13 protein-coding genes are annotated in these 16,605 nt (G+C 62.4%); 4 read left to right on the top strand and 9 right to left on the bottom strand.

The features are described 5' to 3' along the window. Window positions 1–60: 60 nt before the first annotated feature. The 7 genes from addA to regB are packed head-to-tail and all read right to left on the bottom strand — an operon-like array spanning window position 61 to window position 11,368. Window positions 61–3,438, bottom strand: a complete 3,378-nt coding sequence (gene addA / locus DSHI_RS17410) for a double-strand break repair helicase AddA (protein WP_012180095.1) — start codon at window positions 3,436–3,438, stop codon at window positions 61–63. Further along, the gene (addB, locus tag DSHI_RS17405) at window positions 3,435–6,401 is read right to left on the bottom strand and encodes a double-strand break repair protein AddB (RefSeq protein ID WP_012180094.1); all 2,967 of its coding nucleotides are present in this window, start codon (window positions 6,399–6,401) and stop codon (window positions 3,435–3,437) included. The genes addA and addB overlap by 4 nt, the downstream gene beginning before the upstream one ends. Beyond that, a complete protein-coding gene (locus tag DSHI_RS17400) occupies window positions 6,398–7,081 on the bottom strand; it encodes a nucleotidyltransferase family protein (protein ID WP_012180093.1) in 684 nt (227 codons plus the stop codon). The genes addB and DSHI_RS17400 overlap by 4 nt, the downstream gene beginning before the upstream one ends. Further along, entirely contained in the window at window positions 7,066–8,064 is a 999-nt protein-coding gene (locus tag DSHI_RS17395) for an aminoglycoside phosphotransferase family protein (protein WP_012180092.1), read from the bottom strand. The genes DSHI_RS17400 and DSHI_RS17395 overlap by 16 nt, the downstream gene beginning before the upstream one ends. Next, on the bottom strand, window positions 8,061–8,558 hold the full coding sequence (tsaE, locus tag DSHI_RS17390) for a tRNA (adenosine(37)-N6)-threonylcarbamoyltransferase complex ATPase subunit type 1 TsaE (protein WP_012180091.1): 498 nt from the start codon (window positions 8,556–8,558) through the stop codon (window positions 8,061–8,063). Before tsaE ends, DSHI_RS17395 begins: the two co-directional genes overlap by 4 nt. Before the next feature lie 59 nt (window positions 8,559–8,617). Further along, the gene (locus DSHI_RS17385) at window positions 8,618–9,922 is read right to left on the bottom strand and encodes a PAS-domain containing protein (protein ID WP_012180090.1); all 1,305 of its coding nucleotides are present in this window, start codon (window positions 9,920–9,922) and stop codon (window positions 8,618–8,620) included. 54 nt (window positions 9,923–9,976) lie between these two features. Continuing rightward, window positions 9,977–11,368, bottom strand: a complete 1,392-nt coding sequence (gene regB, locus DSHI_RS17380) for a sensor histidine kinase RegB (RefSeq protein WP_012180089.1) — start codon at window positions 11,366–11,368, stop codon at window positions 9,977–9,979. A 102-nt stretch (window positions 11,369–11,470) separates the two neighbouring features. Between regB and DSHI_RS17375 the strand changes: the two genes are divergently transcribed. Both DSHI_RS17375 and DSHI_RS17370 read left to right on the top strand, forming a co-directional pair. Continuing rightward, the gene (locus DSHI_RS17375; RefSeq protein ID WP_012180088.1) at window positions 11,471–12,091 is read left to right on the top strand and encodes an SCO family protein; all 621 of its coding nucleotides are present in this window, start codon (window positions 11,471–11,473) and stop codon (window positions 12,089–12,091) included. Window positions 12,092–12,174: 83 nt separating this feature from the next. Beyond that, window positions 12,175–12,729 (top strand): ActR/PrrA/RegA family redox response regulator transcription factor, encoded by a 555-nt coding sequence (locus tag DSHI_RS17370; RefSeq protein WP_012180087.1) that lies wholly within the window; start codon window positions 12,175–12,177, stop codon window positions 12,727–12,729. Between the two features lie 116 nt (window positions 12,730–12,845). On the opposite strand, the gene DSHI_RS17365 is transcribed toward DSHI_RS17370, so the two are convergent. Continuing rightward, complete coding sequence (locus DSHI_RS17365) at window positions 12,846–13,454, bottom strand: HD domain-containing protein (protein ID WP_012180086.1); 609 nt, start codon at window positions 13,452–13,454, stop codon at window positions 12,846–12,848. A 257-nt stretch (window positions 13,455–13,711) separates the two neighbouring features. On the opposite strand from DSHI_RS17365, the gene DSHI_RS17360 reads away from it, so the two are divergent. After that, complete coding sequence (locus DSHI_RS17360) at window positions 13,712–13,984, top strand: hypothetical protein (RefSeq protein ID WP_245533026.1); 273 nt, start codon at window positions 13,712–13,714, stop codon at window positions 13,982–13,984. Window positions 13,985–13,996: 12 nt separating this feature from the next. Here DSHI_RS17360 and DSHI_RS21870 read toward each other — a convergent pair whose 3' ends face one another. Then, the gene (locus DSHI_RS21870; RefSeq protein ID WP_044028122.1) at window positions 13,997–14,977 is read right to left on the bottom strand and encodes a glycosyltransferase family 8 protein; all 981 of its coding nucleotides are present in this window, start codon (window positions 14,975–14,977) and stop codon (window positions 13,997–13,999) included. Window positions 14,978–15,148: 171 nt separating this feature from the next. Between DSHI_RS21870 and ahcY the strand changes: the two genes are divergently transcribed. Continuing rightward, complete coding sequence (gene ahcY / locus DSHI_RS17350; protein ID WP_012180083.1) at window positions 15,149–16,537, top strand: adenosylhomocysteinase; 1,389 nt, start codon at window positions 15,149–15,151, stop codon at window positions 16,535–16,537. The last annotated feature ends 68 nt before the right edge of the window (window positions 16,538–16,605 follow it).

The following is a 16,605-nucleotide window of genomic DNA, read 5'->3' as shown; positions in this document are numbered from 1 at the left end:
TGGCCCTCCTTGGGGGATGCATGTGTCGGCCCCGGAACCTATGAACCGGGCCAGGAAAGGTCAAGCTGGCGGCGTCCTTTGTAACGCCGCAATCACCAAACCGTGGGGCAAGGGCATGAGAGTCGCGGTTCGGGTCCAGAGGATCGCTGTCTCGATGGACATATCCGGATAGATCGCGGCGAGAGCTTCGGCATAAGCGCCCATCTGGCGCAGCAGGCCTTCGGGGGTGTCTTCTGGGTGCGCAGGGACGGCCTGGTTGCTTTTGAAGTCGACGGCGACGATACGCTCCGGTCCAATGATGAGACGATCGACTGTCCCAAGGATCTGTGCGCCATTCAGGCCGGGTAGGGGCGCGGTCAGGCTGACCTCGGCAAGCGTGTCCGGAGCGAAAAGCGGCTCTAAAGCGGGGTTTTCGAGGACGCCGCGCGCTTCCGCCAGAAGGTCTGCGACAGTCTCGGGGTTGTCCTCCGCTCCCAGAAGGCGCGGCGCGAGGCTTGCCCAACTTTCCGGTGGATGATCCGGCAGATGCTCCAGAAGCAGGTGAATCTGCTTGCCACGTCGTTGGGCCGCATCCTTGTCGAGGCCCTCGATTGCGTTCTCGATCACTTTCGCCCCACCGAGATCGGAGGGTGCACGGGTGTTGCGCCGTTCAGGCATCGGAGGCATTGGTGCGAAGGCGGGCTGTTGTGGACTATGGGCCGTATGGAGGGGCATGGGGGAAGGGGCATCGGGGGGCCAGACCCCGTGCTCAAGCCGCAAGCCGGTCCCGGTCGGAAACTCCACCTCGTGGGGCGTCTGTGCCTCGATACCCTCGGTCACCATGGCGTGCCAGCTGTCCGTGCCGGTCCCGGTCTCCCCCGCGGCGGCCACGATCAGCCAGCTCTCGGCGCGGGTCATGGCGACATAAAGCAGGCGCATCCGCTCTTCGGTGTCGCGCAGTGCAATCTCCTCGGCGCGAGGCTTTATAACTTCGGGGCGCGTTTCCTTGTTTCCGGCCCACACCAAGGGGCCATCTTCAAGCGGGAGCAGCTTGCTGCGAGTGTTGGTATTGGACGGTTTTGCACAATCGGGCATGATGACGATAGGGGCTTCCAGTCCCTTGGCACCGTGGACTGTCATCACCCGGATCTCGTCCCGACGGGCGTCTATCTGACGTTTAATGCTCATGTCGTCCTGCCGGAACCATGCCACGAAGCCGCTCAGGCTGGGTATTTCGGTCTGCTCGTATTGCAGGGCTTGGTCGAGCAGGACGTCGATGCCTTCCTCGGCTTCCTCGCCCAGCCGCGCAATTAGCCGTTCGCGCCCGCCATGGCGGGTTAGCACCCGTTCAAGCAGGTCGTATGGGCGCAGGAAATCAGCCTGATCCCTGACATCCTGCAGGAAAGCGCGGGTTTCACCGTGCGCGTCGCTGTCGCGCAAAGCCGCCCAGAGGAAGCGGTTTCGGTTCGGCTGTGCGAGGACGTGCAGCTCGCGCTGGGTCCAGCCGCAGAGTGGGGAACGCAGCACGCAGGCCAACGCCATGCTATCCTCCGGCGTCGCGGCAAAGGCCAGCAGTGCCATCAAATCCTGCACCGCCAGTTCCGCCCCCACACGCAGCCGGTCCGAACCCGCGATTGGCAAGCGTTCGGTCTTGCAGGCGCGGATCAACTCGTGGAAGATCTCGGACCGTTTTTGCACCAGAACCAGAAAATCGCCGGGCGTGATCGGGCGAGTCTCGCCCTTGGCGGAGGTGATCTGCGTGCCGCTCTCAAGCAGGCGTCTGATCTCTGCCGCAATCTTGCGGGCCAGTACGTGACGCGGATCGTCCGCGGCGATCTTGTCCACCGGGTCGGTCCAGTTTTGGGGCGTCTGTTTTTCGGCCTTCGCCAACGCAGGCCACAGGTCGACCCGCCCCGGCAGGGCTTCGTGAAACGCGATGTGTTCCGACCCGCCGCCGAGGCCCTGGTGCTGGAACCGAGAGAAGGTCTCGTCCACATGACGCAGTACGGCCCTCGACGATCGGAACGAAAACAGGAGCAGCCGTTCCTGCAACGGCGTGCCGACCTGGGCCAGCTCGGTGCCGAAATGCTGGCGCATCCGGTCAAACCCGGCGGGATCGGCGCCTTGGAATGAATAGATCGATTGTTTCTGGTCTCCGACCACGAAAATGGTGCGCAAGACATTGGTGCGCGCGCCCTGACCGGCGGTGAATTCGCGCGTCAGCAGGCGAATGACATCCCATTGCACGGGCGAGGTGTCCTGCGCTTCGTCCACCAGCATATGGTCGATCCCGCCATCAAGTCGGAAGAGAACCCATTGCGCCACCCCCGGATCGGTCAGAAGCGTCTTGGCGCGCAGGATCAGATCGTCGAAATCCAACCAACCACGCGCGTCCTTGCCCGCCTGGTAGGCCTTCAGGAACACGTTGGCGAAGTTGTGGACGATCCGGGTCTGCGCCGCGATTTCCAACGCCAGACGAGGCTGTCGCGCTTCGGCGACACGACACATCAGGTCGTTCAGCGCGCCCATGTCGGCGCCAAGCGCGGTCCGCGTGGCTTTCGTTGGGAAGGCGTCGGTCTTGGGCGCGAAAGGGCCGGCCTTGGCCGTCGCACCATAGAGTAGCAAGCCCTCCAGAACCTCGAACCACGTTGTATCCGGCGCACGGTCTGCAAGTTCTTGCAGCTTTGCCGCGGCTTTGGCATCGGTTGAACTGCCGGTGGCGCAGGCTTTCGCGACACGCCCGATCAAGTCGCGATCCTTGGCTTGAAAGGTGCGGTCCGAGAGCGCTGTGATGCTATCCCCTGGAGCCAATCCAAGGGTCTTTTCGATAACGCCTTGGGCGGGCGGGCTTGTGAGCGCCTCGCGGTGGCTCAGAAGTTCTTTCATGAGCTCCGGCAAGTTCGTCTCGTCCACGCTCTGCGCGAGGGCAAAGAGGCTGTCGCGACCCGGTCCCTCGGCCATCTGGCGCAGCACAGCCCGTTGCAACTCGGCCTCGGCGCGACTGTCCATTTCGGTGAATTGCGGCGACACGCCAGCTTCCATCGGAAAACGGCGCAAAAGGCTGGCGCAGAAGGAGTGGATCGTCTGGATCTTCAGTCCGCCCGGGGTCTCGATCGCTCGGGCAAAGAGCGTGCGGGCGCTGCGGCAACGCGCTGCCGTGATCTCGACCTGCAGCAGGCCCAGCTCGGCCAGTCGCCGCCGCAGGTCGCCATCATCCAGCATCGACCAACCTCCGAGCGTGCGGAAGAGCCGGTTCTGCATCTCGCTCGCGGCGGCTTTCGTATAGGTCAGGCAGAGAATGCGTTCCGGAGGTACGTCTTCGAGCAGCAGTCGCGCCACCCGGTCGGTGAGAACCTTGGTCTTGCCCGAGCCCGCATTGGCCGACAGCCAAACCGACGAAGTCGGGTCCGCAGCGGCGATCTGCGCGCGCGTCGCGTCGTTCGGGGCCGGGGCAGTCATGGCATTTCCTCCGGAACGGGCGTGTCGCTCTGATCCCATTCGCCGAACCGGCTCAGGTGGTCGTAATCCGAGACGTATTTCATGTCGCGCGGCATCCGGCGCGCCGTGAAGCTGCGTTCTCCGGACAGAAAATCGTCCATGATTTTGGCGAACTCATCCCTTGCGCGCCCGACATCCCCGGGCTCGAAGGTAAGGGCGCGGATCTTGAGGTCCTTGTTGATCTGCAGATAGGCGATTTCGGAAACGGTCAGGGGCGGCAGGTCTTCGAACCCGCCTGCCTCGGCGATCACCGCTTCGAGGTGGAGCTGTTTGGTAAACGCCTCCACTTCTTTCTCACCAGGGACAGTTCCGGTCTTGTAGTCGTAGATGATGGCGGTCCCATCCGGGGCGATGTCGATCCGGTCCGCCTCGCAGGTGAGGCGTACACCGGAGGCCAGCGTCAACTCTCCGCGCCGTTCCAGGGCGGCGGGGGTCGCTCGCCTAAGGCGGGCGACTTCTGCCTCTGCCAGTTGGGTGGCATAGCTTTCGAACCGGGCGCGCCATTGGGTTCTGACCTCGGGCCAAGGGACGTGTTCATCCAGCACACGGGCCGCGATCTGCCGCAGCAGGGTCGCGGTCATCTCGGTGCCCGCCATCACCTGTGACAGAGCCGTTTCCAGTACTTTGTGCAGGACCGTGCCGCGTAGGGCCGCGTCGGCAGGGCGGTCCAGCGGATCGAGAGGGCGCAGGCCCAGAACCGTGCCACAATAGATCTCGAACGGGTCGCGGATGAGAGTTTCGACACGAGAGGCCGAAATGCGCGGCGGGAACTGCCCCGGCGCCGGGATCGGTGAAGGTCGCTTCGCAAGAGGCATCACGGCGGCGGGTCGGTCGAGGCCACGCGCCCGGGTGACGATGGCAGCACCCCGTGTGCGCATTCCCGCAAGGGCTGCGCGGCTCTCATCGCTCAACCCTTCGAGCAGATTGGTGATCCGGTTCAACCAGCGGGATGGCACGGTTTCCGCTTCGCTGTCGCGGGTGGCGCGCGTCAGAATCACTTCCCGTGCGCCCATCGCTTGCTGAAAGTCATGGGCCGACAAGCCGACCTGACGCTCAGGCACCAAGAGCCCCGCCTCGTGACGCATCTTGCGGTTCATCCAGGGGTCAGGATCGGGCCGCTTGGGCCAAATCCCGTCGTTGAGACCGGCGAGGATAACGACATCCGCGCCTTGAACGCGCGCCTCTAGCGTGCCCCATATCATGATCCGGGGGTCGGGCCGGACCGGATCGCGCACTTCTTCCTGCGCCAGCATGCGGGCCAGCAGGGCTGCGAAATCACCGGACGCGAACGAGCCCCCATGGGCCGCTTCGAGTGCCAGGGCATCCAGAACGGCTTTGGCTTTCTCCCCTGCGGTTTTGTCCCACAGGCCCCCGGCGCCTTCGGCGCCAGGTCCTGCCGCAAGCCGTTCTGATGCATTGCGATGAACCGTGGCCAGCGTGTCGAGCGGGGCGTCTTCGAGTGTGGTGAGGGGTCCCACCGTGGCGAGCACCCAGTCCATCCAGGCCGCGCGCGCGGGATCGGCGGGACTGTCCGTGCGAGACGGGGAGGATGCCGCCCAGGCCCGCAGGCGGGCCTCGGACAGTTCCACGAAGGGGGCTTTTCGCAGATGAAGCTCCAGATCGCGGCTGTGGCGCAGGTGGTCACCGCGGTCCGGGCGTTCGGAATGGGTCAGTGGATGCTTGAGCAGGATCAGAAGCGCGCTGGCAGACAGCTCCGCACCCATCATTGCCGCCACATGAGACAGGAAGCGCCCCGGCGCCGACAGGACCAGCGGGCGACCGGCGCTGTCATCTGGTTCGATCCGCCATCGGTCCAGTGCCGCGGTGACCTGGCGTGTCAGACCTCGGTCCGGTGTGATAAGGGCCGCGCGTTTGCCCGCAGCGGCCGAGTCGCGCAGAGCGACGGCGATGCTCAGTGCTTCCTCACGCTGAGAGGCGGCCTCGATCAATGTGGTATTTGCAAGCGCTTCGGGCAGGTCGCGCAAATCTGGCCCTTCGGCGCGCCATTGGTCTGTGACGGGTGCAGGCCGCAGCGCGAGGGAGACGAGGCGATTGCGTCCTGGTGCGGGAGGCGCGGTATCGGTCCAAAGGGGCAGACTTGCGGGGTCAAGATCGAGCGCCTGCAAAAGGCGGGCGAAGCGGAACTGCGGATGATCTTCGCCGATCAGCGCATCGCTCATCTCTGCCCAGACCTTTGGGGGCTGATCCGTGTCGAACCCGGGCAAAAGCAGCGCGCCTTGGGGCAGACGGGCCACCGCCGTCATCAACAGGGCCGTGGTGCCCCGCGATCCGGTGGACCCGGCGATCAGGATCGGATGCCGGGGCGGGGTATCCTGCCACTGAGCGATCTTGCGGAGGACCGCTGCCCGTTGCCGTCCCTCCGGTCCGACGGCGCCGCCGCTATCCTTGAGGAAGGGCCCGATGATGGAGATGAACGCAAGCGCCCGCTGCCAATGAGCCGACAGGTCCTCGACATCAAGCGCGGCCAATTGCTCGAGGGATACTCCCTCGCCCTCGCACTCTTCCAGAAGGCTGACGAGACTGATGGTCAGGTCGAGTGCCGCGCTCCGGGGGGCCAGGTCCGGTGTCGTTTCCAGTAGGCCCAGCACCAGCCTGCGCAGATCAAGCATACGCCGCAGCGGCGAAAGGGTCGCCGGGGCCGGGTCGGTCCCGGCTTCGGTCCCGAGGTCGGTGATCAGCCGGATCTTCGGCAAGAAGCCCGCGCGCCCGCGATCGCTCAGCACCTCTTGCAGCCGTCGCTGCATTCGTCCCGTGTTGACAAGGATTTCCACCTGAGCAAGGGCATGGGGTGGCTGCGACCCGAGCCGTTCGAGCAGTCCGGCCACAGTCTCTGCCGGGAAATCGAGTCCGATGGGTACACCGAACACACGGGGGCTGTCCTGGGCGGGGAAAAGTTGGATCATGTGTTTGTCTTCAACAGGATTTCGGCGGTCTCGATGCCCATGGGCGTGCCGACATCCGCCCAGTGACCGGAATAAACCGCACCGTACAAGCGGCCCTCCACGGCGTACTTGTCCCAGAGCAGGTTGAGGGAGAATGCCTTTTGCTTGATGTCAGACAGACCTGCGGGATCGATGATTTGCGCGCCGGAATAAACCCAAGGTCCTCCACGGCTCAGGCGCCCTTCGGGGCCGAGGGCAAAATTGCCTGGCCCGGTATAGCCGTGGGCGCGGGCGCGTGGCAGCAGCAGCAGAAGCGCGGCCATATCTTGCGGGCGCCAGGCGGCACTGAGCTGCCTTAGCGCACTGTGGTCGGTCCAGACCGCGTCGGAATTCAGGGTGAAGACCGGGCCTTCGCCGAGGAGGGGCAATGCCTTGCGCAGTCCGCCGCCGGTTTCAAGTAGCGCGGTACGCTCGTCACTGATGCGGATACCCGGGCGGTCGGCGAGATGGGCTGCGATCTGGTCGCCCAGATGGTGAATGTTCACTACCTTGCGGGGGATTTCTGCCGCCTCGGCGAGCGCGAGGGCGTGGTCGAGCAAGGGCTTTCCTGAGACTTCGATCAGTGGTTTGGGCCGCTTATCGGTCAGGGGCGCCATTCGGGTGCCGCGCCCGGCGGCGAACACCATCACAGCGCTGGGCATGAACCCGCCCGTGCCTTGAGATCGTCCAAATGGGCTGTGGATGGCTCGGGCAAAATCGCGTGGGTCGTATCCGCGAGCCTGCGCAGGGCCGGGTGGTCGAGGTTACCCTGCAACTGCCCCCAGACGCGGGGGATCAGGTCCACGTATCGCGGCTTGTCGAAATGCAGCGACAGCCGCGCGAACACGCCGAGGATGCGCAAGGCGCGCTGGGCGCCCAGAACCGCGAAGGCCTGTGTGAACGCGGCGCGATCCGCGGCGAACCAGGACCAGCAATCCGCGCTCAGCCGGGCCACCAGATCGGGATCGAGGTCACGGCGTGCGTCTTGGAGAAGGGAGGCCGCGTCATAGACAGGGTGGCCGAGGCCCGCGTCCTGGAAATCCAGAAGCCCCACGCGACGCAGGCCGGTCTCTTCCGGGCACCAGATCAGGTTTTCGGCATGATAGTCGCGCAGCACAGGCACGTGGCGTGACCAGTCCAGCGTCGCGAGCGCCTCTTCCATTACCTTACGAAGCCTGACTGCGGCGTCAGGATCGCCCGCATACCAGGTTGCAGCGAGGCCCGCCGCCTGCGCCATCTCGGCCCGCCCATAGCCCGGAAGCTCGGGGGCGGGGTGGTCGTGGAGTGTTTTCAGGGCTCGTAATGCCTCGGTATAACAGAGGTGTTGCAGGTCTGGATCGCGCTCGAATTCCCTTGCAAAGAGCCTGTCCCCGAGATCCTCCAGCAAGAGAAATCCCATGGAGCGATCTTCGCCTAGGATAGCGGGCGGGTGCAGGCCGATAACCGACAGGTGCCGGGCGATCCGCAGGAACGGATCTGTGCTTTCACCGTGGTCCGGTGGCGCATTCATCAGAACCGCGCGTTTGCCGTGTGTCTCCACCCGGTCATAACTGCGCAGAGACGCATCGCCCGCCAGTGGCGTCACCGTTGCCTGCGCCCAGCCGATCTGCGCTAGGAAGCGGTCCTTTTCCGCCTGCCGCCTCATGCGGCCAGATCCAGGCAGGGGTTGATGCGACGTGACCATTCTGCTCCGAAGGCGGTGAGGGTCATGTCGCGTTGCAACGGGGTCGCATCCGGGATGCGCAGGTCGATCACCAGCGCATTCGGCGGTATCTCGTCGCCCAATCGATCCGGCCACTCAATGAGAGTGATTGCATCACGGAAAGCTTCTTCCAGCCCGAGCGCTACGACCTCTTCGGGGTCCGTGAGGCGGTAGAGGTCACAATGCCACAGGTCCACGTTCCCAAGGGCATAGGTCTGCACAAGCGTGAACGTGGGAGAGGGTACGTCCTCCATAACACCGATAGCGGCAAGGCGTGTCTGGATGATGGCGCGGCTAAGCACAGTTTTGCCGGCGCCGATCTCCCCGACAAGCAGAAGTGCATCGCCCGGTTGCAAGACCGGCGCGAGACAGGCTCCGAAGGCGCGCAGACTGTCTTCGCTGGTCAGGGTCAGTCGGGCGAGGGCTTCGGGTTCCATGGCTCCGTTGTACCGGATGATGCAAGGCTCGCAAGCCTTTGCGCCGCAGGGCCCGGGGGTCACGCGGTTTGGGCGATCTCGGTCTTGGCGGGCTGGAACTCCGGCACGGCTTCGAGGGTCTTGAACCCTACCAGGGTCATGCCCTGGGCGAGCGGCGCCACCCGGCAGCGCAGGATCGTGCCGCCATCTTGAAGACGGGCGTAATCTTCCCAATCGGCGCGGCCCTGGCTTGTGGTGGCGAAGTCGCGAATGTCACCCCAGATCGGGTTGGGTTGGCACGATTGCTGCCAATGGCGCGTGGCATCCACGATACTTACCGGCATCAGTCCGTCATTCTCGGAGACATCCCAAAGCTCGGAATAGGCCTTGTTTGACAGCACAAGCGTGCCGTTTTCCGAGAACACCGCGATTGCCTCTTCCAGCGTGTCGAGCGCGGTCTGCCCCAGCTCGATCTCGGAACGGAATCGCCGTGTGAGGGAGACTTCCGAGGAAATATCCTCGAAGGTCAGGGCGATTCCGCCGTCGTGATGGGGGCGGCCGAGAATGCGGTAGTTCTGACCCGTGGGCAACGCCCAGGTTTCCTCGAACGTGCCGGAAGAGGCGGCCTTTTCCAGCCCGGTAAGCCGGTTGCGCCATTCCTTGTAGTCCTTCGGTTCGGGCAGCATGTTCTTGTCGCGCAGCCGGTCGAGCACTTCGGACAGTCCCGGCCGCGCGCTGAGCCATTCGGGCTCAAGGGTGGTCAGGTCGGTAAGTGCCGGGTTGAACAGCACCAGCTGGCGCCGTTTGTCGAAGATTGCGAGCCCCACCTGCAGATGGGCAAAGGTGCTGGTCAGGGTCTGGACGAAGTTGCGGAGTGAAACCTCGGCCTTCACGGTCATGTCGATCGGCGTGGCAGAATAGAGAATTTCGTCCTGAACGCGGAAGCCCTGCACCTCGAACCAGCGCTTCTCGCCATCCTCCATGTCGATGGAGATTCGGCGGTGTCCAGGGGTGTCCGGATGGGCGAGGGATTTCTGTTTGAACAGGTGGGGCATGGGCCAGCGCCCCGCGCGGTCCGGATGGAGCTTCTCGGTCAGGTCGATATAGGGTTTGTTGGCCCAGGTCAGGGCGCCATCGTTGTCCTGCCGCCAAAGGATCAGGGGAATGTGTTCGACCGTGGCGCGCAGCTGCGCGAGTTCTCGGCGCTGGGCTGTGATCTGGTCTGCGCTTGGCCCGTCGAGATCGGTCCGGACGGGCAGTGTAGGACCGGGCCCTTGGGCAAAGTCCCGGTTTGAAAGTGTGTTGAGCGCATACAGCGCCAGTGCCGCGGTCAGAAACGCAACCGCGAGAAGCGTCGCCAAGAGCGTGAAGTCCATGCCAGCCATTGCACAATCTGCTTATGTTTTTTCTCAAATTGGCCGGGAAAGGTTAATACCCGCTTAAACCTGGATGGGTTGGTTCAATCCGAGTGGCTGGCTTTCTTCGAGATCGGGCAGGGCGATCTGCTCCCGTGGCCAGATGGCCTCGACAATCGCGCCCCCGCGGACCGGACGTTCTTCGCGGGGCAGGAACGGGTCGGAGCCATTGGCGAAGCTGAGCTCGGCCCCGGTGCGTTCCAGCAGCGTCTTGGCGATGAACAGGCCCAGGCCCATGCCCTCGTATCCCGGACGTCGGCTGTCGGTTTGGGTTTTGCGCTTGCGCACGAACGGGTCACCTATTCGACCCAGCAAATGGGTGGGATAGCCTTCGCCATCGTCGATAATCCGTACAAGGATCACGTCGTCGGTCCAGTGAAGATCGATCCAGACATTGGCCTCGGCGAAATCCACGGCGTTCTGAACGAGGTTGCGGATACCGTGGATGATCTCAGGCTGGCGCTGGATGATGGGTTGCTGGTTGCTGCCGCCGGGGGCAGGGGAGATGTCGAAATGCAGGGTCTTGCCGCGTTGGGCGTGGGGGTCGGCGGCCTCCCGTACGACGGCGGCCAGCGGTGCGGTTTTAAGATGCAGGTCATCCTTTCCCGCCCGTCCCATGGACCGCAGGATGTCACGGCATCGATCTGCCTGATCGCGGATCAGCTCCGCGTCTTCGCGCAGGATCGGGTCTTCGAGTTCTTCGGCAAGCTCCTGGCTGACGAGTTTGATCGTGGCCAGTGGGGTTCCGAGCTCATGGGCGGCGGCGGCCACCACACCGCCGAGATCGGTCAGCTTCTGTTCCCGCGCCAGTGCCATCTGGGTAGCGAGCAGCGCTTCCGACATGGAGTTCGTCTCGCCGGTGACGCGGTAGGCATAAGCGCCGAGAAACATCACACCGATCACGATGGCGCACCAGAACCCGAAGACGAGCACATCGGGCATCCGCAAGATGAAGCCCTGCTCGGTGCGCAGGGGCACATGGAGGAAGGCGACCAGCGTGATCAGGACGATCGCGACTGCGCCCAGCAACATGGTAGAACGCAGGCGAAGGGTAGCCGCCGAAATGGTGACCGGGGCGAGGATCAGAAGGGCGAAGGGGTTGTTCAGCCCCCCAGTGAGGTAAAGCAGGAATGCCAGCTGCGAGACATCGAAGAGCAGGGTGAGCATCGCCTCGTTTTCGGATAGCCGCTTGTTCTCCGGATACACGAACATGGCGATCGTGTTGGCGATGAACGACGCACCGATCGCCAGATAAAGAAGGCCGTAGTTCAGTGTGAGATTCAGAATTTGGGAGGCCACGGCGATCGTCACGATCTGCCCGGTAATGGCCAACCAACGCAACAGGATCAGCGTCCGCAAGCGCACCCATGTGCTGCGGTCCTTCGGAACTACGGGCGGCGCAGCGCTGTCTGTCATGCTCTCGGTCGAAATGTCACAGGCATCTGGACTTCGACCATAGTGTGTCCCCACCTACAAATACAACCAGAGTCGATTGGATGGCATACAGGGAGAAGAGCCATGAAGCTGTACGGTGCCACGGCGATTGCGCTGGTCACGGCCATGATCGGCGGGACCGTTTACATGGCGTTTTTCAACTCGCCTGATGACCCGTTGGCGCAATGCCGCGGCGGTGTTGTCGCGACGGGCAGCGCGTCTATTGGGGGGCCGTTCGAGCTGGTCTCTGAAACCGGCGAGACCGTTACCGAAGCCGAGGTTCTGACGCGCCCATCCCTGGTCTATTTCGGCTACACCTTTTGTCCAGATGTGTGCCCGATGGACGTGGCGCGCAACGCCGAAGCCGTCGATTTGTTGCAGGAGCGGGGCTATGACGTGCAACCGGTCTTCATCTCAGTCGACCCGGACCGGGATACACCGGAGGTTGTGGAGTGGTTCACCGACGCCATGCATCCCGATATGCTGGGGCTGACCGGATCTCTGGAGCAGGTGGCGGCAGCGTCACGCGCCTACAAGACCTATTACCGCAAGCAGGAAGGCGACGAAGAGTACTATCTCGTCGACCACTCTACTTTCACGTATCTGATGCTTCCGGGCAGTGGATTTGCCGATTTTTTCAGGCGCGAAGACTCCCCCATGCAGATGGCAGAACGGGTCGCCTGCTTTCTGGAGCACTCAACCTGAGGTCGACATTTGACCACGGGACAAAATGCCACTACAGAAATATTAATTGACGCGATTGGTACGTTTGACGGTCAGGGGGACAGATGACTGAGCAACCCGCACGCGATATCGGCCCGGATGCATCACTGCTCCTTGTGGATGACGATGAACCGTTTCTGCGCCGCCTTGCGCGCGCCATGGAAAAGCGCGGCTTCGAGCCGGAAATGGCGGGATCCGTGGCGGCTGGGAAGGCCATCGCAACCGCCCGCCCGCCCGCCTACGCCGTGGTTGACCTGCGATTGGATGATGGAAATGGTCTCGATGTGGTCGAGGTACTTCGCGAAAGGCGCCCCGATGCGCGAATTGTTGTTCTGACCGGTTATGGGGCGATTGCGACTGCAGTGGCGGCCGTGAAGATCGGAGCGACGGACTACCTGTCCAAGCCCGCCGACGCCAATGACATCACGGCGGCCTTGCTCGCCCGTCCCGACGAGTTGCCGCCGCCGCCGGAGAACCCCATGAGTGCCGACCGGGTGCGGTGGGAGCATATTCAGCGGGTCTATGAATTGTGCGACCGAAACGTTTCCGAAACGGCGCGTCGGCTCAACATGCATCGCCGGACACTGCAACGTATCCTGGCAAAGCGATCCCCGCGCTGAAATTTTCTTGTTAAGACGGACAGGGCCCGCTGCAGCGGGCCTTTTTCGTTCTTGGTGCCGTCATGTGTCTTGGTCCGCTGATCTCATGACAAGAGGAAGGCATATTCAGGCGCGGGTTATCCGGTCTGCGCGAGAAGCGTCTCATGACGCTGCGTATACGCACGCCGTACTTCAACTGGTGGCCGGAGATGCAAGGCGAGGCCGTCCAGCACACCTTCTTTCGGTTTGCCGAAGAACTTCGTGGCTTCACTCTCCGAAAACCCCGCGATCTTGACCGCTTCCAGCCAGGCGCTGACTCGATCCGCCCGCTTGATCGCGGCCTTCACCGTTTTCGGCAAGAGCGCGGGCAGGCCGAAGCGCAGATGGATCGCTGCGGTCAAACGCTCGTCCAGCGCGCCGTAGCCCGGGCCGACAGCCGCCTTCACCGGTGAGATCATGTCACCAATGACGTATTCCGGTGCGTCGTGCAGCAGCGCAGCCAAGCGCCACTTTGCCGGCGCATCAGGCACCAGTCGCCCGTAGAGCGTTTCTACCAGAAGCGAATGCTCCGCTACCGAATAGGGGTACTCGCCCCAGGTCTGCCCGTTCCAGCGGGCTACGAAGGCAAGCCCATGGGCGATATCGTCGATCTCGATATCCATCGGTGTGGGGTCGAGCAGGTCGAGCCTGCGTCCCGAAAGCATCCGCTGCCAAGCGCGTGGAGGTTTTGCCATTTTGATCGCCATTCCAGTGGCCGTTTCGCGCCCGTCCTACGGTGCAAATCGGACAAGCTCAATCGTGGGTTCGGGCAAAGAGGGTCATCCTTGTGGATACAATCACATCTCAAAGTTCTGCATTGTTCCTATCAATACAGGGAAATTAATGAGTTTTTGATATAAATTTCAATGATCTGTGCATCCCTTGCGCACTCCCTGCAATCTGGAACCGGTGTTTGGGCGCATGCGTTATCGGCCCGGAGGGTGTGATGGTTCGATCTTGTATCTTGTTCCTTTTTCTTTCGGTGTCGGCGGCTGCTCAAACACCGCCGTCCTGCATGTTTGCCGAGGAACTCGATGCCAGCCTGATCGACTGGTATGGCGAACGAGCCGTCTCGGAGTCCGGGGATGGGACTTGGGTTCTCTGGCGCAATTTCGTCAGCGAGACCTGGACGCTCGTGAAATACCTCGACAACAATCTCGCTTGCGTTGCAGCGCATGGGACGTCGTCGCGCGATCTGGGCGCAGCGCCCGAGGCGCTCGCGCTCGATCTGCGTTGAGCGGTGCCGGGATCAGCTTGGGTCGATCAGGGTAAAGTCATCTGCGAAGCGTGCGAGATATGCGCTCATCTTCTTGCGGGACAAGCCATGCTTGATCAGCGATTTGATAAGCCTGCGCGGATCATTGATGGGCGAGTTTGCAGCTCGTTCAACGGTCCTTTCCGGAAACTGTTCTGCGAGAAAATCCCCGTAGGCCCGGGTGATGGACTTCGGAAACCGTCCGGAAGTGTCTGCCCAAGGCTTGTTCGGACCAATGAAGTGCAGGATGCGCGCGTCTTCGGACAGTGCGAAAATCCATGAAGCCCAAGTGAATTGCCAGTTCCAGCGCGGGGACATTTCGGCCCAATTGCCGCTCGTCACCGCGTTCAGAAGGGTTTGGTCATGGCGTGCCAGCCGCCCCGCTTGGCTAGTGCCCAGATCCAGCGCCTTCGCAAGTATGTCCTGTTCGTTCAAGCGGGCAGTATCCATCAGCAGAACACCGGCATTAAAATACGGCCTCGCAGGTAAATTCAGGGTGACGAGATCGTCGGGCTTGCGTCCAGATGTGCGCCATTGAGAGTTGTCACGCACTGCAGCAAGGGGCTTGCCCCGCATATCCGTAAAGAGAAGGACATGCAGGCCATCGCGCAAGGCAAATACATCTGAGTCCATGTAGAGAATGCGCTGGTAATCGTGGCCCAAAGCCCCGGACAGGGCCAGCCGAAGATATGTGCTGCCGGTTCGGCGCGCGTCGAGCGCCAATCTCTCGAAGCATCCCCCCGTGTCGATCTCAACATACCGAATTCCGATCCCTGGAAAGCCGTGTGGCACGGACAAGGGACCTGTGTGTGCAATCACCAGATCGAAGCATCGGTCTGGATGCAGCCGGTGAATCTGGAGCGCAGCGAAGAGCGCGAAAGGCAGATAGCCTTCATCGCTGCAAAAGCAGACAGCATGTTCATGCCGGGCGCATTGGCTTGATGCGGTTACTCGCGGGCCGGGTATCGCGTTCATGCCTCGTAACGGTTTTGCCAATGACCTCTCAGCCCCATAGCCTGTCACCCAAAGCACCTGCAATATCACTCGGTCGTAGTCAATCTGCGCTATCTGCGGCGTGCTTGCCCGTTGTTTGAGGTCTGCGGACCTGCTACGCGCTCGTCCAACATGTGAAAGGAACGATTACCGATGGCAAAAGACTATATCGTCAAGGACATCGCGCTCGCGGATTATGGGCGCAAGGAACTGGATATCGCGGAAACTGAGATGCCAGGCCTCATGGCGCTGCGCGAGCAGTATGGCGAAAGCAAGCCACTGTCCGGGGCCCGGATCGTCGGCTCGCTGCATATGACAATCCAGACTGCGGTTCTGATCGAGACTCTTACGGCGCTGGGCGCGGATGTGCGCTGGGCATCTTGCAACATCTATTCTACGCAAGATCACGCCGCAGCCGCGATCGCCGCGGGCGGCACACCGGTCTTCGCGATCAAGGGACAGACCCTCGAAGAGCATTGGGATTACCTCGACAAGTCCTTCATGTTCCCGGATGGCCCGAACATGATCCTCGACGATGGTGGGGATGCGACGCTCTATGTCTTGCTTGGTGCACGGGCGGAGGCCGGGGAAGACATCATCCCCGTGCCGAGTTCGGAAGAGGAGGAAGTGATCAAGGCGCAGATCGCCAAGCGCATGTCCGCGAGCCCCGGCTGGTTCACCAAGACCCGAGACCAGATCAAGGGCGTGTCCGAAGAGACCACGACCGGTGTGCATCGCCTTTATGAACTCATGCGCGACGGGCAACTGCCTTTCCCCGCGATCAATGTCAACGACAGCGTGACCAAGTCGAAGTTCGACAACAAGTATGGTTGCAAGGAATCGCTTGTCGACGGCATCCGCCGTGCCACAGACACGATGATGGCCGGCAAGGTCGCGGTCGTCTGTGGCTATGGCGATGTGGGCAAGGGATCCGCCGCGTCCCTACGCGGGGCGGGGGCGCGGGTGAAAGTTACCGAGATCGATCCGATCTGCGCGCTCCAGGCGGCAATGGATGGGTTCGAGGTTGTTACGCTCGAAGATACCGTGAAGGATGCGGATATCTTCATTACCACCACCGGCAACAAGGACGTGATCCGGATCGAGCATATGCGCGAGATGAAGGATATGGCGATTGTCGGGAATATCGGTCACTTCGACAACGAGATTCAGGTCGCCGCGCTCAAGAATCACAAATGGACCAACATCAAGGACCAAGTGGACATGATCGAGATGCCCTCGGGCAACCGTATGATCCTGCTGTCTCAGGGCCGTTTGCTGAACCTCGGGAATGCAACCGGGCATCCGTCCTTCGTGATGTCAGCGTCTTTCACCAACCAGGTGCTGGCGCAGATCGAGTTGTGGACCAAGGGCGACCAATACGGCAACGAGGTCTATGTCCTGCCCAAGCACCTAGATGAGATGGTCGCCAAGCTGCACCTGGCCAAGGTCGGTGCGAAGCTGACCGAGCTTGCGAAGGAGCAAGCGGACTATATTGGCGTGTCGCAGGACGGCCCCTACAAGCCTGAGCATTACCGCTACTGACATTCCTTGTCGGGGCTTCTGATGACTAGGTCGCGCGGGTATGTGCCTGCGCGGCCTTCGATGTGTCG

Origin of the sequence: Dinoroseobacter shibae DFL 12 = DSM 16493, from assembly GCF_000018145.1 — a bacterium.
Taxonomy (GTDB): domain Bacteria; phylum Pseudomonadota; class Alphaproteobacteria; order Rhodobacterales; family Rhodobacteraceae; genus Dinoroseobacter; species Dinoroseobacter shibae.
Note: the sequence above shows the minus strand (reverse complement) of the source record. Positions and strands in the feature narration are given on the sequence as shown.